The following is a 17,790-nucleotide window of genomic DNA, read 5'->3' as shown; positions in this document are numbered from 1 at the left end:
ATTCTGATAATAATACTTCTATCGCCTCTATCTATGTGACCGGGGTGAGCGCAGCCAACAAAGAGGCAACTTGAAAGATGACGGGTATACCGTTAAACATTAAAGGATGGAAATAGTTCCTCAAATAACGACGGCTCATTGGCATCTCTCTATTGTTTAAACAACATAATTATTATAAGAATAATAGTTTCTACAAAAAATAGGTGTTTTATATTTATTTTACTTCCTCATATTTATCCGAAAATTAACCAATATTAAAAAATTATATCTAATTCATCACTAACATATTAATATAAATAACGTTTCATGATTCTGCCACGCGCGAATTTACTAACCTATTGTTATAGGTGAAATTATGAGTGATGTAAGATGTGGCGCTATTTTGGAATCTTATTTATAACAAGAGAAAAACTTTCAGTAATTATTAATTCGTACTAAATAATATATTTCTTCGATAAATATACCCTATGGATTTCAAGATGCATCGCGACGGCAAGGGAGTGAATCCCCGGGAGCATAGGTAACTATGTGACCGGGGTGAGCGAGTGCAGCCAACAAAGAGGCAACTTGAAAGATGACGGGTATAAAGTATTTTGGCCTTTAGCTAAGGATAACAACATGAAAGATAACACTTTATATGGCCCTATTGCACATCTTTACGAGAGCTTTTCAGATGCTACTGACCATATCAAAGTAGAAATCAGAACTATCTTCAATCTGGCAGGAGATATACACGGGAAATCAGTGTTAGATTTAGCCTGTGGATATGGTCTCTTTAGTCGAGAATACAAAAATCGTGGTGCGTCAAAAGTCATTGGAGTCGATATATCAGATAACATGATAGCGATTGCGAAAAGCAAATCACAACAATACGGTGACGATATCGAATTTCACGTAAGAAATGTCTGCAAGATGGAGTCATTTGGCAAGTTTGACATAGTTAATGCAGCCTGGTTATTCTGCCATGCAGAATCTCTCGAAGACCTTGAAACTATGTTCCGTGTCATTGCCGCTCATCTCAAGCCTTCCGGTAAATTAATTGCGTATACCTTTGAACCTGATTATCGATTAGAGAAAGGGAATTATGAGAATTATTGTATAAAAATTCTGAGTGAAGAGCCGGTGAAAGACACCACTCTCGTGAAAGCTGAATTTCTTACCACACCACCCAGCCCTTTCACTATGTATCGTTGGAGTCGTGAACAATATCAAACAGCGATCCAAAAGGCGGGGTTCAAACAATTTAAATGGCAAAAACCCATGCTGTTAGAAAGCGATGTTGAGGCTCATCCCCCAGGTTTTTGGGATGATTTCCAACGAAATTGTCTTGATACAGCTCTTGTTTGTCAGGTTTAACGAGATAATCCCCGAGATCTGTTGTCTTTCCTATACCAATCCCCCGGTGAAAATCGAGGGATTTTTTTGAATTTCCTTCGTCCTGCAAAACAACTTTTCCTGACCTCCAGCCGGGATTTTGGTGAGAACCGGATGAAATAGTTCGACAACTCAGGTTTCTGAGGAAAACGGCGCTCGGGTAACTCACTCAAGCATCTGATACAAAAGTTTAGCTGCTTATTTTATTGCCAATTAAATAAAGTATCCCACGTTTTATGCTCTTCATTATATACCCGTCATCTTTCAAGTTGCCTCTTTGTTGGCTGCACTCGCTCACCCCGGTCACATAGTTCTCTATGCTCCCGGGGATTTGCTCCCTTGCCGTCGCGATGCATCTTGAAATCCATAGGGTATAGATGATTATGTGGATCTTGCGTTTGATGCAACACCGCCAACACTTCAATACCCGTCGGAACTTCCCGGTAGTAAATAATGTGGCTCTCTACGGGGAAACTTAGCACACCAAAATAAAGATCCTCACTGCGATCACGACCGGGGGATGGGTGACGATCAAGAATTTCCGTCATAGTCACACGTAACGAAGTTGAATAAGCTTCCGCGACATTCGCCCCCCATCGGCGCATAGAATAGAGTTTGATTGCACGAATATGCTCTCTGGCTTTCTTTGTAAACCGGACACTCATCCTTAAGCCTTACCCTCAAGTTCATCAACCGTCAACGGTGCAAATACATCATCAATACTATGCAATTCGCCACGATCAGCTTGTGCAATAGATTCAGCCAGAACGGCTTTTAAATTCTGTAACTTGAGCTGTGCGAACTGATCATACTCTTCAGGAGAGATAACCACGGCTACACGCTTACCATGCTTACTAATTTCTACAGGTTCACGCTGAACTTTCATAAGCAGATCACCAAACTGGTTCTTAGCTAGTTGTGCGGGAATAATTTCCATACATCACCTTCCGTCTAAAATGGCTCGAATAGCTATTATAGCTAAAAGTGCATGGAGCTACCAATAATTAAAATAGCCAACCGCCAACCAAGATGACTTTTGGGTATCTTTTGCTCTTAACGCGTCTATTTGAGGCAATTCTTTGCTACCGTTGTCACTGACTTTGTAATATTGTCCGTGAATTATAATCGTCTAATAGGTCATTCTGAATGTCGATAATGAAAGGGTATTACTCCCTCGATTTAGGGGATTTATTGCGGTAAACAGCATACTGAGCCATCAAATAACCCCGTATTCATCATCATCGGTAAATAGCCCTGCATCACGCTCAAATTCATTGAAAGCGTGGATACCGGCTTTGTTTTCAGTTTTCCATAGCTGTCTTCTTTTCTCACGAACAACATCGGACAACATTTTGTCTAGTGTCGCTGATAAGTTGATTCCTAAATCACGGGTTTCATCTACCACTTTAGCGGTCAAATACACATTTGTACTACGTTTACCGGATTGTTTTCGTTCTACGGTTGAGACACATTGTCTTTTCATCAGATACCTCATCTATGCGCATATACCTTATAGATTTCAATATGCATCGCGACGGCAAGGGAGCGAATCCCCGGGAGCATAGATAACGATGTGACCGGGGTGAGAGAGTGCAGCCAACAAAGAGGCAACTTGAAAGATGACGGGTATATACTCCAGTTATAGCAAAAAATTTTTATTGCATTACAAATGTTATGCAATAGAATGTAATACAAATGTCATTACAGGAGATAATGTTATGAGTACTATTCAGATCAGAGTTGATGAAGAACTTAAAAAAAGTGCGTATCAGACATTTGAGAAACTGAACTTATCGCCATCCGATGCGCTACGTCTCTTTCTGCGCTATGTTGTGGAGAATGAAAAGCTGCCGTTCGCTGAAGTTTCCGTTATGGTGGCAGATCATGATGAAGATGCAGACATCTTAGCAGTGGTACGTGACCGTCTTAAAAATCCCGCTAGACGTATCAGGGTAAACCTTGATGATATTTAATATCGATTTCGACGAACGAGCCCTGAAAGAGTGGTACAAACTGGATCAGAGCATACGCGACCAATTTAAAAAGAAGCTACGGAAGTTACAGAACAATCCCTATATTGATTCAGCCAGATTACACGGTAATCTGGCTGGCTGCTTTAAAATTAAACTCCGTTCTTCAGGCTTTCGTCTGGTTTACCAAGTGATAGAAGAAGAGATCGTAATATTGGTGATCGCTGTTGGTAAACGGGAAGATGCGAAAACTTATGAAATAGCTTGTAAACGAATTGTATAATAAATATACCGCAATGAAATCGCCCTAACGCTGGGTGATAAGATTGAGGGTTTCTGTCTGGCAATGCAGAGCGTCCAGCGTGATGATATTCCAATAAAGTAAAAATAATTCAATGAGTTGTCTGGTGTCTGGTTCTTCTTTACCTTTGTTTTACGATAAAAAAGTCATTATCCGCTTACTTTCGCCTTTACTGATGAGGAGTGTCTCAACAACATATACCCAATGGATTTCAAGATGGATCGCGGCGGCAAGGGAGCGAATCCCCGGGAGCATAGATAACTATGTGACCGGGGTGAGAGAGTGCAGCCAACAAAGAAGCAACTTGAAAGATGACGGGTATAAATGAGCGTCAATTTACCCGCGCCATTTGGTTCCACAATGATTATCAATTAGTTTCCGAGAAACTTCGTCATTCAGGACTTAAAGCACATAGTGAATATGATTAGTTAATCTATTAAGTGTTATTTTGTTATTGCCGGCCATTAACCAATGACTGAGAAAAATATAATAATTCAACCTATGGAGTATTCACTTTAAATTTTATCACTCCCGCTCTCTACGAAATAGTTTTTAATGTAAATCCTAAAGAAACAAAGTAACTCATTTCTTTATAAATAGAAAATATATTGCGCCCCTTTTGGTGATTTTTATTCTTTGCTTTACAGTTAATACTTAGTAGATTAAGTTACATGTTTGCGTATTAATAAAAGTAGCAGTAAAGATGTACATCCCCTCTAAATTCTGTTGCCCAAGTCTCATAATTTTAATTTTTACGCTTTATCGATAAAAAAATAATCTAAAACCAACTACCAAAAAATCAATTTGGTATTAATCTATAGTTATCAGTCGATAATTTTTTTCTATTATCTTCTTCATCAAAGAATAGCTAGTATCAAATTGCAGTAGAAATTCAGCTTAACCCGCAAGGGATAGGTTTTATGGCATAGATTCCCCTGTGGGTAAGAAGGTTAATCCGATATCACCATCATTAGGAGAATAATATGAATCAAAATAACGAGCCCTCACCAAGCATGGATGCCGAAGGTAATCCTATCAAGCAATATTGGCAACCGGACCGAAATAGCTCCTCTGAGAATAATACTTCCATCGTCTCTAATAACGAGTCAACCGCCATGTTATTGCCTACCGGCAGAGTGATCGCTTGGGGAAATGATTATAGTAGCCAAATCCCGCCTGACATTGCCGAATTGCAGGATATCGTCAGTATCAGTGCAACAAGTGAGGCTTTCGCGGCTCTGCGAAAAAACCGTAGCGTGGTCACTTGGGGGAACGAGGATAAAGGTGGTCAAATTCCACCAGAAATTGCCAAATTGCAGGATATTGTCAGCTTGAAGGCAACAAGTTCTGCCTTCGTGGCCTTACGGACAAACGGTAGCATAGTTGCCTGGGGAGATGAATTTTATGGCGGTAAAATACCTGATGAAGTTGCCCAATTGCAGGATATTACCAGCCTGAGTTCAACAATAAACGCATTTACTGCCCTGCGGGCAAATCGCAGCGTGGTCGCTTGGGGAATTAAAAATTGGGGCGGTCAGGTCCCGCCAGAAATAGCTAAATTGCAGGATATTGTCAGTATCAGTGCAATAGTTTCTGCTTTCGCAGCCCTACGATCGGACCGTAGTGTTGTCGCCTGGGGGTTCAAGAACTCAGGTACTCAAATCCCGCCAGAGATAGCTCAATTGCGGGATATTGTCAGTCTAAGCGCAACAAATTTTGCTTTTGCCGCCTTACGGGCAAATCACAGTGTCGTCGCTTGGGGGGACTCATCTTCGGGTAGCAGTATTCCGCCGGAAATTGCCCAATTACAAGATATCGTTAGTCTGTGTACAACATCGGGGGCTTTTGCAGCCCTGCGGGCAAACCGCAGCGTGGTCGTCTGGGGAGGTAATGATATCAAAACCCCACCAGAAATTGCTGCATTGCAGGATATTGTCAGTATCAGTGCAACAGAAACCGCATTTGCAGCTCTACGGATGGATGGTAGCGTAGTCGCTTGGGGATATGGCAATTATTCAGACTATGATCACGGTAATCAAGGCAATCAAGTCCCAGCCGGGATAGCTCGATTACAAGATATCGTTAGCCTAAGTGCGTCAAGAAACTCATTTACAGTATTGAGAGCCGATGGTCAGAGAGTTGGTTGGGGATCGGCTGATGATAATAAATTGCATAATGAATATGATAATTAATTCATCCATTGAGCAAAGGTCTTACGGTACAGACTCCCTGTGAGTAAAGTAAATCCGATATGACCTTGTATAGGAGAATGATATGAACCAAAATAACGACTTCTCACCAAACAACCTATACCGGCATTCTGGGGTTGGAATATATAGTAACTCTGACAACAAGATCTCCATCACTTCCGCTTACGGCACAACCGCCATGTTATTGCAAGATGGCAGTGTGATCGTCTGGGGGGGACGCCGTGTACCGCCAGAAATTGCCCAATTACGGGATATCGTCAGCCTGCATTCAACAAAGCATGCATTCGCAGCCCTGCGGGCAGACCGTAGCGTGGTAGCTTGGATGGGAGATAATTGGGACGATAGGGACTATGGCGGCAAAGTCCCATCCGAAATTGCTAAATTACAGGATATTGTCAGCCTGAGTACAACAGATTCTGCATTCGCAGCCCTTCGGGCGAACGGTAGCGTGGTAGCTTGGGGATATAAGTACTATGGCGGCGAAGTCCCATCTGAAATTGCTAAATTAAAGGATATTATCAGTCTGAGTTCAATAGGTAGTACTTTCATCGCCCGGCGGGCAAACCTCCGCATAGTCACCTGGGGAGGTGGACTTTCTATACCCCCTGAAATTGCAAGATGGCAAGATATTGTCAGCTTGTGTAAAACAAATGATGCTTTCGCAGCCCTTCGAGCAGACCGTAGCGTAGTTGCCTGGGGTGATCGGGACAATGGCGGCGAAGTCCCACCAGAAATTGCTACATTACGGGATATTGTCAGCCTAGTTAGAATACCTAATACTTTCGTGGCCTTGCGGGCAGATCGCAGCGTAGTCTCTTGGGGTAATATCAGCATCCCACCAGAAATTGCCGCATTAAAAGATATCGTCAGCCTATATTCAACAGGAAGTACGATTATAGCTCGACGGGCAGATCGCAGCATAGTCTCCTGGGATGATATCAGTGTCCCGCCCGAGATTGCTAAATTAAAGGATATTGTTAGCCTGAGTGCAGCATCTTATCGCGGTTTCGCAGCTCTGCGAGCGAATGGTAGTGTAGTTTCTTGGGGGCCCAGAAATTCTAGTTTCCAAGTCCCACCAGGAATAGCCCGACTACAAGATATAATCAGTCTAAGTGCATCAGGCAACTCATTCGCAGTCTTACGGGCAAATGGACAAAGATTAGCTTGGGATCTTTTGGATGATAAGGGTAGTAATATAGTACACAGTGAATATGATGATTAATCTATTGTCATTATAAATCACTAAAAAAACCTAAAACCAAGGCTGGGCCATAATACCTCGGTTCGGCCTATCGTTTATTTAATTTGAAATATTAGCTCTCCCGCTCTTGTTATTACCAAAATAACTCACTTTTTTATAAACAGAAAAGATATTACGCCATCCTTGGGTGATTTTTGTTCTTTGCTTTACGGTTAATGCTTGGTAAATTAAGTTACATGTTCACGTATTAATAAGAATATCCATAAAGATGTACATCTTTATTAAATTATTCTGCTCAAGCCTCATAATTTTAATTTTACTCATTATCGATAAAAAATAATCTAAAACCAACTACCAAAAAATCAATTTAGTATTAACCTATAGTTGTCAGTCGATAATTTTTTTCTATTATCTTATTTATCAAATATTGGGACTAAACACCCAGTCTGGAAATTCTGTCAGCGGAAGTTGATAAAACAACTGATTAATTATCAAAGAGGTTGGAAATATCTTTATAAATTAATTAGAAAAACAAGCATTAGGGGAAAAGTAGCAAACCGTTGAATATAAATAGTTCAGGAATGGAGATTCCATTCCTGATTATGGTGATTTAATTTTGTCTAACACTCAATTAAATCGGATGACAAGCTCTCATTTATTTCTCTTGATGAGATATATTGGTGCCGCTATCTTGTACATAATCATCAAAAATAATAATAAAACTGTTATGAGAAGCAGAATATGATTTTTCAATACCTTTCTGTATGACTGACAATATAAAACCATGCGTATCGGAGAGATCCCACACCTTGACATCTTCACAATCAAGAGCTAAATATTCCTCTCTACCTTCCTCTCCACATTTATTAACCGAAACTTTAACCGGTTCAGTTGAGAGATTTTTAACATAAATCATAAATCCTCCACTATATCAATAATGAATATTTTTATTAAATTCAATGATGTAAGAAAAATTAAATTAAAAAAACTAGTGCGATAATAAAATTTTTTAGACAGCTGGTATCGAATATAAAGAGTCTATCCGGCTACCGTTATTTTCAACATAGCTAGTATAAATAATTATGTAGCCATTTGATTTTATTGAATACAACATTGTGGCACTATCTTTACGTGCTAATGACATTAAATAACCGCGCTTATCTGATCTACCCCATTGAGCCACCTCTCCTGGAGGAATATCAATATATTCATCATCACCTTCGTCACTACTCCATTTACTAATTGCAACTTTAACCACATTATCTGAAATATTTTTGGCATAAATCATATTAAATTCTCCATTATATCAACGTAGATTTATTTAGCTCTGATTTAAAAACATCCTAACACGTACCATAATGAAATATAAGTATAGATAAGAAAACCAACAAAACTACTATTATTTGCGTGACCTCCATCAAGGTTTTATACTTCGAAAAGAAAATATTTAAAATTAAATTCATTGAGTTAATAGAAATATTTACTATTTAAACTTAGTAATTCAATGTTACATTAATTAAAATTTCCTATCATAGATTTACATCTATTCTCGTTTTAACCTTTGAGCATAATGTTGCGCTAATACCGTACACATCATCAACTTAATTTGATGAAAAATGTCGGAACCACCTGTCACCCCAGTTAGCTGATAAAAGACTTCGAATAGTGACACGTCGTATCAATTAATCCGAGGTATTAGATTCGATTTTTTAAGAAAATAATAAAAAACCATTTATATTTTATGGGGATATGTTTTAACGCTGATGCTAATTTAGGAATAATTGTGGTTCTATTTTCCATTCCTTTGGCAATAATGCATTATCAATTTAATAGAATAATTAAAAGAAAGCTCTGTTACAGAGCATCTTAATTATTGGATAAAACCAGATATCCGTATTTTTGGCGGCGTTGAGAAACGACAAGTCCGTTCCGACATGTTCTCAATCACGCATTACCATAATGTACCCGTTCCGGTAACCAGCGTTCAATCAAGGCACGGGTATGTTCAGGATAGTGTTGGTGAATATGCCGGGCAATACGCTGAATTTCCGGCAACATTCCCTGATCTCTTAGCAAATCAGCTACCTTAAATTCCGCATTCCCAGTTTGGCGTGTTCCTAATAGCTCCCCGGGGCCGCGAATTTCCAGATCTTTCTGCGCGATAACAAAACCATCGTTACTGTCTCTAAGCACTTGCAGGCGAATTCTGGCGGTACTGCTCAGTGGCGTTTTGTAAAGTAAAACACAATGAGAAGCGATAGCGCCACGGCCAACTCGGCCGCGTAATTGATGAAGTTGCGCCAAGCCGAGCCGTTCCGGGTTATCGATGATCATCAAACTGGCATTCGGCACATCCACGCCCACTTCGATAACCGTTGTTGCAACCAGAAGCTGTAGTTCTCCACGCTTGAAAGCCTCCATCACTGCCTGCTTTTCTGCGGCTTTCATTCGGCCATGTACCAACCCGACTTTCAGTTCCGGTAAAGCGAGCGTCAATTCTTCACTGGTGGCTTGTGCCGCTTGAGCTTCCAGCACATCGGAATCTTCAATCAGCGTACAGACCCAATAGGCTTGTCTGTTTTCATCAAGACAGGCGTTTCTGATCCGTTTGATAATTTCTTCACGGCGCGTATCCGGGATCGCAACGGTTGTGACTGGTGTCCTCCCCGGTGGCAATTCATCAATAATAGAAGTATCGAGATCCGCATAAGCAGTCATGGCTAAGGTACGGGGAATCGGGGTGGCCGTCATAATCAATTGGTGAGGATGAAAACCCTGTTCACGTCCTTTTTCCCATAAAGCCAGACGTTGATGCACACCAAACCGATGTTGCTCATCAATAATCACCAGCGCCAGACCGGAAAACTTCACTTGTTCCTGAAACATGGCATGCGTACCAACAATCATGGCGACTTGACCGTTGGCAATGGCTTCTTGTTGTTTCTGACGCGCTTTCCCCTTTTGCTTACCTGCCAGCCAGCCGACCTGAATACCCAAAGGTTCCAGCCATCGCCGGAATGTATTTGCATGCTGTTCTGCCAGTAGTTCAGTCGGTGCCATCAAGGCGACCTGTTTACCATGTGCAATGGCACGCAACGCAGCTAATGCGGCAACCAGCGTTTTTCCTGAACCTACATCGCCTTGAATCAGTCGCATCATGGGAACATCTTTTGCCAGATCCTGTTCAATTTCTGAGACAACCCGTTGCTGAGCATGAGTTGGAGAAAATGGCAGGCGATTAAGGAATTGCGGTTTTAACTTGTCCTCAGTCGGCAACGGCTGAGCGTGATAACGTTGTACGCCAGCTCTGACGGCTAACATACTCAAATGGTGAGCCAAAAGTTCTTCCAGAACCAGACGGCGATAAGCTGGATGTTTGCCGGTTTCCAGATCCACCAGCGCAATATCTGGTGTTGGGCGGTGCAAGGTATGCAGTGCTTGCGGCAGACTAATAATAGAGCGGCTAAGTTCTTCCGGTAAAAGTTCATTGATTGTACAGGTATCCAGTAATTTCAGTGCTTGATCAATGAGATTACGCAGCGTCGCCTGACGAACACCTTCTGTTGTCGGGTAAATCGGGGTTAATGTCTCCTGAAGCTGTACATTTCCAGTATGATTTTGAATCTTATACTCAGGATGAATAATTTCGGCGCCTTGACTGCCTCTTCTGATTTCACCGTAGGCAACAACCTGTTTCCCTTTCGCGAGATTGTTTCTCATTGCCGCCGAAAAGTTAAAAAAGCGCAGTGTGAGCACGCCGGTACCATCGCTAATTTTGCAGATCAGGGTTCGACGACGACTAACAACAACATCGGTACGCAGGATTTCACCTGTGACGGTGGCGGAAATACCGGGTAAAAGATCATTAATAGTATAAAGGCGTGTCTGGTCTTCATAACGCAGCGGGAAATGCAGCAGCAGATCCTGCAAATTAACCAGCCCTATTTTTGCTAATTTTGCGGCCTGATTTGCCCCGACGCCACGTAGGGAAGTCAGAGGGATGGCATCAAGCAATGGGCCTCTCATAAGGTTTCTTTTATCTCCGTTAGATTGCATGGTAGTCCATCAGGTTTCGCAGGTCACGGCCTGAGCCTGTTTACCATCCATAATAATACAGACGAGTTTAACGTAATCAATGGAATATTTTCCTTCGTAACTGGTTGAAAACCATATCAATACCTTAAGAGTAAGCCGCTATAACGAAAAAGGCGATTTGTAACGACAGGTTCTTGTAGCCTGTTTTGAATAATCTGTCTTGTCAGTCAAATGTAAACTAACGTGCTTGTGAGGTGAAAAAATAATCAAAAAAGGTGTTTAAATTTTGCCCCATATCTGTATAACCTCTTGTAGTCTCGGTGAACAATAGGCCATCGTTTTGGGTAGCGGTGTCTATTTTATCCTGTTCTAAGCGGGATATAGCCGGGTTGTACTATCAATATATTTTGGAGAAATAATCATGGGCCAAAGAAAATATCTGACTCAATCAGAAGTAGAAAGCATGTTGGAAATGGCAAAAGTTGGGCCTAATCCAGAACGGAATTACTGTCTGGTTTATATGAGCTATATCCACGGCTTTCGTGTTAGTGAAGCCAGGCATTTACGGTTATCTGACATGGAATTAAAAGAAAAATGTTTATATATCAGGCGGTTAAAGGGAGGGTTTTGTACTAACCATCCCCTGTTGCAGCGTGAGGTTAAGGCGATTAAGGCATGGCTTAAAGTGCGCAAAACTTTACAGGGCGCTGATAGTGATTGGCTGTTTTTGTCGCGTTGTGGGAAACCGCTTACTCGCCAGCGTATCTATCAGATTATCAACCAGTTAGGACAACGGGCGAATATCGCGGTAGATCCGCATCCGCATATGTTGCGTCATGCCTGCGGTTTTGCTCTTGCAGATCGAGGGATAGATACCCGACTGATACAAGATTATCTTGGACATAAAAACATTCGCCATACGGTACGCTATACAGCCAGTAATGCTGAACGTTTTCAAGGAGTTTGGAGTATAAAAGGTAGACGTTAAGGTATGACAGTTAGGACCATTTTGACAATTGGTATACAATTGCCTAGAAATTATACTAAAAGTTTTCTAATAAAAAAAGAGATAGATTTGTATATATTTGTAAAACGCAGCTATCCTACCACAAAAACATTTCGATAATCCACTCTTTTTATTCCAATATGTAAAAACATCACACTTCCTTCGTTACTTTAAAGAAATTACTGTTACTAATTTCGGATTAAATAATTAAATATCCTTAAAATTTGCGAAATAACTATAGTTATATCCATATTGCTTTGTTTTTGCACAGAAAAATTTTTGTATACCAATTGTCAAAATGGTCCTAATTGACAAATATTTGTACAGCTAGATGTCTCTGTTTGTCAAAACGTGATGCATGAGTTTGAACCAGATTTTAGTTAAGTAGTTAAAAAGAGATTAATGAAATGAAAAGACAGATATTAAAGATAAGCGTCGTGGCGGCGTTGGTTTTGGGGGCAGCTTCGGCTGCTAATGCGGCGAATAATGCCATAGTAAATGTTACCGGTTCGATTGTGGCTGCAACATGTGATGTTACTAACCCTGGTTCAAATGGAGCTGTGGATACGGGAAACCATAAAAAAACCGATTTTGTAAAACCAGCTGATAATAAATTTCCAGGCATAGAAATTGAGAAATATATAGTTCAGAGTGAAAGGCATTTCACTATTGGTCTTGCTAATTGTGATGCAGACAATAAAGAGGCAGGTAAAGTTAAGTTGTATGTGACAGGTAATACGTTGAATCAATCAGAGTATCTCTTTAATAACGTTAAAAGTGAACAGTCAGGTATAGTATTAACTTACCCAGAAGGTAATGAAGTAAAGCCTGTTAAAAGTGGTAGCATAATTTCTATGATCGTTCCTAATGACACAGCTGGTAAAGCTGATTTCAATAAGAGTCACGTAGATTTTACTGCATATATAGCATCAAATAAGGATGCCCCTAAAGAGCAGCTTATTGATGCTCCTATTACCTTCTCCTATGCGTATAACTAATGCTTATGTTGTTTTAGCCTGAGGGATGCTTCCTCAGGCTCCTTCGATGAAAAATCCTAGATGATTGATGATGCCTTTTATTAGGCAACTACTGGCTGATTGAGCCAAGATATGAGAAAGAAAAGATGATCAGTAAACTCCGACTTCCCAACATCATAGTAAGAAGCCTTGTACTAGGCGCGTTTTTGTTCGCGTCACAGAGCTGGGCTGAAGGCGGATTTGGCATCGATGTTACACGCATTATTTTCTTACAGGATAAAGCTGAAGCAATAGTCTCGGTGCGCAATACAACAACCAATATCCCTTACCTAGTGACAACTAAAATCACCAGCACCGTTGATGGCAAGGGTAAAACACCATTTTACGTCACGCCTCCTTTATTTCGTTTGGACCCTAAAGGAAATAATGTCCTGCACATCTTAGGCGATACCAGTAAGTTGCCGACTGACCGGGAGAGTGTCTTTTATTTTAATGCTGCTGCTATTCCCAGCAGTAAGCCTTCTGGGCAGCGTCTTGAAGGTGACAAGATTGCGGGTGGAGTAGTCTATGCCATCGGCAATACCATCAAACTATTTTATCGGCCAACGGGGTTAGTGGGTACGCCAGAGCAGGCATACAAAGCGCTGCGTTTTACCCATGCTTCCGGGGGCGTTCAAGTTAGTAATAATTCGCCTTATCACATCAGCTTTACCCAGATTAAAGTTGATGGTGTACCGGTGAAGTTTTCTGACAGTCATCCACAAATGCTGGCACCTTTCAGCACCCATGTTTATCCCGCTCAGAATAGTCAGAATAAAAAGAAGGTGGAATGGGCGGTGATTAGCGATCTCGGCGGTGGAGAGAACTTCGATGGTGAAATTCAGTAAAGCCGGTATCTCAAGGGTTCAGCATCTACGCAGGTACCTGAATTACATCGGCATGGGTGGGGTTCTGTGGCTCTTTTCTGGTCCCTTGTGGGCAGCGAATTCTGCTGGGGCCACATTTAGGGCCGAAATTACGCAAGGCACGTGTGATGTCATTGTGGACAGCAATAATATCGAGCTGGGCATAGTGCAGTTTGCAGACTTGGTATTAGGAAAAGTTAACAGGGAAATTCAGATTACGCTGAGAAATTGCACGAGTGTGGTCAATAGCAACAGTATTACTCCCACGATTACCGTTACCGGAAATCATGTTGGTACGAATGATAAGAGCTTGTTTCGTGATAAAGGGGCAGATGAAAAAAACGAAGCTTCAACGGCAGTGGGCATCACTGTGCAATTGAAGAAGTTTAGTGGAACAGAATGGTCCCCAGATTTAAAGGACGATGAACCGTTTCATCTGGCTAATAAAGGCACAATCGTAAACGATAAAACGCCTACTGTGCCGGTGAAATTTTCACTGGTATGTGCTTTGGCAGGCGGGCAGACGGTAGCGGTCTGCAAAAAGGCAGGAAAAATCAAGGCTACACTGACGTTTACGTTTAATTATCGTTGATGTATCGGCATTGCAGCGTGATATCGCGTTAACAGAAGAGTGATAGGGTTAATTTGAGGTGAGCACGATGTTTGGGACAGCGACAGAACAAAAAAAAAGCAGGCTGAATGACCCGTCGACCTTCCTGCCCAAGGGTAGAAACCCGGTATTGCAGGTTGTGATGCGCTGCTTCTGCTGGGGTTCTGTAATGGTTCTGCTGTTCCTGGCGAGCAGCGTCATGGCTGATGACCCCAAGCCCAAGACCGGGCCCAAGTACCCAGCGACGATCACGAGTGGGGTAAACGTACAGCTGAATGTAGTTGTTTATCCTGATCCTTGTGACATAGAGATCGATGGTGATGATATGAAGGGTTCGGAGCTGAATTTTGGTTCCCTGCTGGCGGCGGAGTTTAGTCATGAAGGGGATGTATCAGCCACCAAGTCATTTAAGCTGAAATTAACGAATTGTGGCGATCCGGATAGTGTGGGCTTTGTCCCCAAGCTCACTGTATCTGGAAATACCATCGACGCTGAACAGGGTTCAATATTTAGTGATCCTGGTTCCGGTGATCCTGGGGCTTCTGAGGGGCTGGGGTTTATTATTTTAATCGGAGAAGAAAAGAAGGAAATAGGGCTGAATGATGATTTGATAATAAATCATCGCAAAATCAATGTTCCGGTTGAATTTGATGAGGGCAGTGGTGAGACTGATGTAACGGTAGCAATTGCACGTGGAAGAGATAGTAAGGTTATTCAACCCGGCACGCTGATTGCGCACGTCACATTTACATTTTCTTATCAGTGAGGTGTGATTTATCACGGATGGTAAAAATTGGGAGAGGCGGAAAGAGTTAGATGAAAACGAAAAATAGCAATCTTATAAACAGTGAATTAATGACATATCACAGCAGGGCAAAATATGTGTTGCTCTTCATGATGCTGATTGGATGGACCATCGGTTGTGTGACGACTTTTCCAGTGCAGGCGAAGGATCCAAATACGAATCGTACAATCAATTTCAGAGGCATGTTATTGCCTCCGACTTGTGTGTTGAGTGTGAATGGGTCCAGCTTTGCCGACACTTATTCGGATGAGTTCGCTCCGGTCTATGCCAGTGAACTCAGAAATAGCAAATATATCGCAAGAGATCCCGTGGAACTGAACTTTATGTTTAGTGACTGTGATCTAGGCGAATCAAAACCCGCTTTCTACATATGGAGTGATGTGCCTGCCATAACAGATCCGGAGCTTTTCATGGATGATTATTCTACTGCTAAAGGAGTAGGAGTTAGGATATTAGACGAAAAAACTAACAAGTTTGTACAGGTAAGGAATGAGACTGACCCGTATAGGGTAGACCTCTCAGACAGTGTAAAAGGAAATGGTGGGAAATTGGAGGGAACAATGAGGAGGTTCAGGGCGTATGTGGGAGGTGTGGGCGATGAAAAGAATCCAGCAACGTGTAAAACAGAGAGTAACGATACCAATGTATTATGCGGAGGAATAGCGAATGTGAGTATACATTTTGAGTTCGTGTATCAGTAGATGGTGTTAAGCCGGGTGTATTCAAGGGATTTTATCTGATTCTCTGAGATGAAGTGGGATATATGAAAAAGATGATAGTCATGGGAATGCTGGCGATATGGGCGGTTATGGCATCGTCACCAGCACATGCGGGTCTTATGTTGAGGAAGACACGTATTATTTATCATCAGGGCGACAAGGTGCAAAGCATGTCATTGCAGAATTCAGGCGATGAGGTGTATCTAATACAAGCTGCTGTGACTCCGGGAGATAACTCAAATACCCGTTCATCGGAGTTTACCGTGTTGCCTCCGTTGTTTCGCATGGAGGGTAATAGCTTGAACGTGATGCGTGTTATACGTACCGGTGGTGATTTCCCAGCTGATCGTGAGTCTCTGTTTCGTTTTCGTATTAATGCGATTCCGGCGAAGAAAACACTAGATGAGAGCAAGGCCAATGGCAATGGAAAACCAGGAGAGATTGGTGCATCTCTGTCTATTGCGCTGGGGATGAATATTAAACTTATCTACCGGCCAGATAAGCTGCCGATGACACCGGAGCAGGCCTATGGCCGACTGACATTTATACGAGCAGGCAATACTGTCGTAGTGACTAACCCAACACCGTATTACCAGACTTTTGCCCAATTGAAATTTGATGGCAAGGCAGTAGATCTTAACAAAGCCCCGTCAATGTTGGCCCCTTTCGGCCAGATGACTTTTTCCTTGGCAGGTACGGCGGGAAGTAAAGTGACATGGTCGATGATCACCGATGCCGGTGGAGTGAGTAGACTACAGAGCGGTACGTTACGGGCCGACTAAGTATGTTTTTATATTTTGAAATTGGAAGAGCATGACATGGTGGAGCGTAATATTTCAATAAAACAGATCGTTATAACTGTGTCATGTATTCTGGCAATAATATTACCGGTATTGCCACTCAGGGCAGCAGAGAGTCTGAAGGGGTTGCATCTCAATGACACTCGTGTGATTTATCCTGAATCATCCAGCAACGGAGTCTCTTCGACACTCATTAATAACAGCGACAACAATTATCTCATTCAGTCAATCGTACAAGAACTAAACCCAGAGACCGGTTTACCGCTGGGGGCTAAGGCACCATTTATCGTTATTCCGCCGATTGCAAAGGTGGGGGCAGATGAACGGCTGGTGTTGAAAATCCTTCGTATTGGTGGGGTTTTGCCGAAAGATCGAGAATCTCTGTTCTTTCTGAATCTGCATATGTTGCCTTCTGAGAAACAATTACCAGTATCTAGAGATGGCTCTGGCAAGATGAAAATGGTGACAGCTCTGGCGGTGAAATTGTTCTACCGTCCTGAAGGGATACCAAAAGAGGGGGTTGCCGGTGCGGTGAAACAGTTAAGCGCGTCAGTAAAAGAGGATGTCGTGATGCTGACTAATCCGTCACCGTTTTGGATAACGTTGCAGACTTTGCATGTCAGTTCGTTTGCTGTACCGGGCAAGGATTTGTTTAGGATGGTGCCACCCTTTGGTCAGCAGAGCTGGTCGCTGCCGGCAGGTAAAGTGTCTCCTGGTAGTCATGTCACTGTATCGTGGCGTGCTATTGATGAGTTTGGGTTAGACACTGATGAAGAGAGTAGATCTATTGCCGTATCCGGCAGTGGTCAATAGCGATGTTGCAAGATATCGACAGAATAGATATGAGCAATGAACCTCTATATGTTAAATAAGAGAT

Annotated in this window: 20 protein-coding genes; 14 read left to right on the top strand and 6 right to left on the bottom strand. The window is 42.0% G+C overall.

Translation table 11 applies throughout. The annotated features are described in order from the left end of the window. Positions 1-528: 528 nt before the first annotated feature. On the top strand, positions 529-1,356 hold the full coding sequence (locus ACGF49_RS11140) for a class I SAM-dependent DNA methyltransferase (protein WP_387490977.1): 828 nt from the start codon (positions 529-531) through the stop codon (positions 1,354-1,356). Between the two features lie 275 nt (positions 1,357-1,631). On the opposite strand, the gene ACGF49_RS11135 is transcribed toward ACGF49_RS11140, so the two are convergent. The 3 genes from ACGF49_RS11135 to ACGF49_RS11125 form a co-directional block, all read right to left on the bottom strand. Beyond that, the gene (locus tag ACGF49_RS11135) at positions 1,632-2,039 is read right to left on the bottom strand and encodes a type II toxin-antitoxin system RelE/ParE family toxin (RefSeq protein ID WP_113041183.1); all 408 of its coding nucleotides are present in this window, start codon (positions 2,037-2,039) and stop codon (positions 1,632-1,634) included. Positions 2,040-2,041: 2 nt separating this feature from the next. Further along, a complete protein-coding gene (locus ACGF49_RS11130; RefSeq protein WP_012776389.1) occupies positions 2,042-2,311 on the bottom strand; it encodes a type II toxin-antitoxin system Phd/YefM family antitoxin in 270 nt (89 codons plus the stop codon). Between the two features lie 279 nt (positions 2,312-2,590). Next, positions 2,591-2,857 (bottom strand): type II toxin-antitoxin system CcdA family antitoxin, encoded by a 267-nt coding sequence (locus tag ACGF49_RS11125; protein WP_228902147.1) that lies wholly within the window; start codon positions 2,855-2,857, stop codon positions 2,591-2,593. A 235-nt stretch (positions 2,858-3,092) separates the two neighbouring features. Between ACGF49_RS11125 and ACGF49_RS11120 the strand changes: the two genes are divergently transcribed. From ACGF49_RS11120 to ACGF49_RS11100, 5 genes are all read left to right on the top strand, one after another. Continuing rightward, on the top strand, positions 3,093-3,347 hold the full coding sequence (locus tag ACGF49_RS11120) for a type II toxin-antitoxin system RelB/DinJ family antitoxin (RefSeq protein ID WP_118985207.1): 255 nt from the start codon (positions 3,093-3,095) through the stop codon (positions 3,345-3,347). Then, positions 3,337-3,627 carry a type II toxin-antitoxin system RelE/ParE family toxin gene (locus tag ACGF49_RS11115; protein WP_011144654.1) on the top strand — a complete coding sequence of 97 codons (291 nt, stop codon included), beginning with the start codon at positions 3,337-3,339 and terminating at the stop codon, positions 3,625-3,627. The genes ACGF49_RS11120 and ACGF49_RS11115 overlap by 11 nt, the downstream gene beginning before the upstream one ends. Positions 3,628-3,751: 124 nt before the next feature. After that, positions 3,752-3,973 carry a hypothetical protein gene (locus ACGF49_RS11110; RefSeq protein WP_146748055.1) on the top strand — a complete coding sequence of 74 codons (222 nt, stop codon included), beginning with the start codon at positions 3,752-3,754 and terminating at the stop codon, positions 3,971-3,973. Positions 3,974-4,628: 655 nt separating this feature from the next. Continuing rightward, complete coding sequence (locus ACGF49_RS11105; RefSeq protein WP_387490970.1) at positions 4,629-5,837, top strand: hypothetical protein; 1,209 nt, start codon at positions 4,629-4,631, stop codon at positions 5,835-5,837. 82 nt (positions 5,838-5,919) lie between these two features. Continuing rightward, a complete protein-coding gene (locus ACGF49_RS11100; protein WP_387490967.1) occupies positions 5,920-7,077 on the top strand; it encodes an RCC1 domain-containing protein in 1,158 nt (385 codons plus the stop codon). 634 nt (positions 7,078-7,711) lie between these two features. On the opposite strand, the gene ACGF49_RS11095 is transcribed toward ACGF49_RS11100, so the two are convergent. The 3 genes from ACGF49_RS11095 to recG form a co-directional block, all read right to left on the bottom strand. Then, a complete protein-coding gene (locus ACGF49_RS11095; protein ID WP_011144656.1) occupies positions 7,712-7,972 on the bottom strand; it encodes a hypothetical protein in 261 nt (86 codons plus the stop codon). Positions 7,973-8,065: 93 nt separating this feature from the next. Then, positions 8,066-8,344, bottom strand: coding sequence for a hypothetical protein (locus ACGF49_RS11090; protein ID WP_011144657.1), 279 nt, complete (start codon positions 8,342-8,344; stop codon positions 8,066-8,068). Between the two features lie 656 nt (positions 8,345-9,000). Next, positions 9,001-11,082, bottom strand: coding sequence for an ATP-dependent DNA helicase RecG (gene recG / locus ACGF49_RS11085; RefSeq protein ID WP_387490964.1), 2,082 nt, complete (start codon positions 11,080-11,082; stop codon positions 9,001-9,003). Positions 11,083-11,512: 430 nt separating this feature from the next. On the opposite strand from recG, the gene ACGF49_RS11080 reads away from it, so the two are divergent. The 8 genes from ACGF49_RS11080 to ACGF49_RS11045 all read left to right on the top strand — a co-directional run bounded on the left by ACGF49_RS11080 (position 11,513) and on the right by ACGF49_RS11045 (position 17,726). Next, positions 11,513-12,079, top strand: a complete 567-nt coding sequence (locus tag ACGF49_RS11080; RefSeq protein WP_011144659.1) for a tyrosine-type DNA invertase — start codon at positions 11,513-11,515, stop codon at positions 12,077-12,079. A 425-nt stretch (positions 12,080-12,504) separates the two neighbouring features. Beyond that, positions 12,505-13,095: a fimbrial protein gene (locus ACGF49_RS11075; RefSeq protein WP_262978024.1), complete on the top strand. Its 591-nt coding sequence runs from the start codon at positions 12,505-12,507 to the stop codon at positions 13,093-13,095. A 125-nt stretch (positions 13,096-13,220) separates the two neighbouring features. Beyond that, a complete protein-coding gene (locus ACGF49_RS11070) occupies positions 13,221-13,961 on the top strand; it encodes a molecular chaperone (RefSeq protein WP_387490959.1) in 741 nt (246 codons plus the stop codon). Beyond that, the gene (locus tag ACGF49_RS11065) at positions 13,945-14,571 is read left to right on the top strand and encodes a fimbrial protein (protein ID WP_387490956.1); all 627 of its coding nucleotides are present in this window, start codon (positions 13,945-13,947) and stop codon (positions 14,569-14,571) included. The genes ACGF49_RS11070 and ACGF49_RS11065 overlap by 17 nt, the downstream gene beginning before the upstream one ends. Before the next feature lie 67 nt (positions 14,572-14,638). Beyond that, the gene (locus ACGF49_RS11060; protein ID WP_387490953.1) at positions 14,639-15,355 is read left to right on the top strand and encodes a fimbrial protein; all 717 of its coding nucleotides are present in this window, start codon (positions 14,639-14,641) and stop codon (positions 15,353-15,355) included. Between the two features lie 50 nt (positions 15,356-15,405). Continuing rightward, positions 15,406-16,095, top strand: a complete 690-nt coding sequence (locus tag ACGF49_RS11055) for a fimbrial protein (RefSeq protein WP_387490950.1) — start codon at positions 15,406-15,408, stop codon at positions 16,093-16,095. 62 nt (positions 16,096-16,157) lie between these two features. Beyond that, complete coding sequence (locus ACGF49_RS11050; RefSeq protein WP_228985051.1) at positions 16,158-16,895, top strand: molecular chaperone; 738 nt, start codon at positions 16,158-16,160, stop codon at positions 16,893-16,895. Between the two features lie 36 nt (positions 16,896-16,931). Continuing rightward, positions 16,932-17,726, top strand: a complete 795-nt coding sequence (locus ACGF49_RS11045; RefSeq protein ID WP_387490947.1) for a molecular chaperone — start codon at positions 16,932-16,934, stop codon at positions 17,724-17,726. Positions 17,727-17,790 lie beyond the last annotated feature (64 nt).

The sequence above is a fragment of the Photorhabdus sp. RM96S genome, from assembly GCF_042879335.1.
In the GTDB taxonomy this organism is placed as follows: domain Bacteria; phylum Pseudomonadota; class Gammaproteobacteria; order Enterobacterales; family Enterobacteriaceae; genus Photorhabdus; species Photorhabdus kayaii.
This window is presented reverse-complemented; position numbering and strand designations above follow the sequence as displayed.

What these genes read in the sequence shown, in the direction of transcription:
- ACGF49_RS11135 (WP_113041183.1), bottom strand. Translation starts at nt 2,039, where the DNA reads ATGAGTGTCCGGTTTACAAAGAAAGCCAGAGAGCATATTCGTGCAATC.
- ACGF49_RS11130 (WP_012776389.1), bottom strand. Translation starts at nt 2,311, where the DNA reads ATGGAAATTATTCCCGCACAACTAGCTAAGAACCAGTTTGGTGATCTG.
- ACGF49_RS11125 (WP_228902147.1), bottom strand. Translation starts at nt 2,857, where the DNA reads ATGAAAAGACAATGTGTCTCAACCGTAGAACGAAAACAATCCGGTAAA.
- ACGF49_RS11120 (WP_118985207.1), top strand. Translation starts at nt 3,093, where the DNA reads ATGAGTACTATTCAGATCAGAGTTGATGAAGAACTTAAAAAAAGTGCG.
- ACGF49_RS11115 (WP_011144654.1), top strand. Translation starts at nt 3,337, where the DNA reads ATGATATTTAATATCGATTTCGACGAACGAGCCCTGAAAGAGTGGTAC.
- ACGF49_RS11105 (WP_387490970.1), top strand. Translation starts at nt 4,629, where the DNA reads ATGAATCAAAATAACGAGCCCTCACCAAGCATGGATGCCGAAGGTAAT.
- ACGF49_RS11100 (WP_387490967.1), top strand. Translation starts at nt 5,920, where the DNA reads ATGAACCAAAATAACGACTTCTCACCAAACAACCTATACCGGCATTCT.
- ACGF49_RS11095 (WP_011144656.1), bottom strand. Translation starts at nt 7,972, where the DNA reads ATGATTTATGTTAAAAATCTCTCAACTGAACCGGTTAAAGTTTCGGTT.
- ACGF49_RS11090 (WP_011144657.1), bottom strand. Translation starts at nt 8,344, where the DNA reads ATGATTTATGCCAAAAATATTTCAGATAATGTGGTTAAAGTTGCAATT.
- recG (WP_387490964.1), bottom strand. Translation starts at nt 11,082, where the DNA reads ATGAGAGGCCCATTGCTTGATGCCATCCCTCTGACTTCCCTACGTGGC.
- ACGF49_RS11080 (WP_011144659.1), top strand. Translation starts at nt 11,513, where the DNA reads ATGGGCCAAAGAAAATATCTGACTCAATCAGAAGTAGAAAGCATGTTG.
- ACGF49_RS11075 (WP_262978024.1), top strand. Translation starts at nt 12,505, where the DNA reads ATGAAAAGACAGATATTAAAGATAAGCGTCGTGGCGGCGTTGGTTTTG.
- ACGF49_RS11070 (WP_387490959.1), top strand. Translation starts at nt 13,221, where the DNA reads ATGATCAGTAAACTCCGACTTCCCAACATCATAGTAAGAAGCCTTGTA.
- ACGF49_RS11065 (WP_387490956.1), top strand. Translation starts at nt 13,945, where the DNA reads ATGGTGAAATTCAGTAAAGCCGGTATCTCAAGGGTTCAGCATCTACGC.
- ACGF49_RS11060 (WP_387490953.1), top strand. Translation starts at nt 14,639, where the DNA reads ATGTTTGGGACAGCGACAGAACAAAAAAAAAGCAGGCTGAATGACCCG.
- ACGF49_RS11055 (WP_387490950.1), top strand. Translation starts at nt 15,406, where the DNA reads ATGAAAACGAAAAATAGCAATCTTATAAACAGTGAATTAATGACATAT.
- ACGF49_RS11050 (WP_228985051.1), top strand. Translation starts at nt 16,158, where the DNA reads ATGAAAAAGATGATAGTCATGGGAATGCTGGCGATATGGGCGGTTATG.
- ACGF49_RS11045 (WP_387490947.1), top strand. Translation starts at nt 16,932, where the DNA reads ATGGTGGAGCGTAATATTTCAATAAAACAGATCGTTATAACTGTGTCA.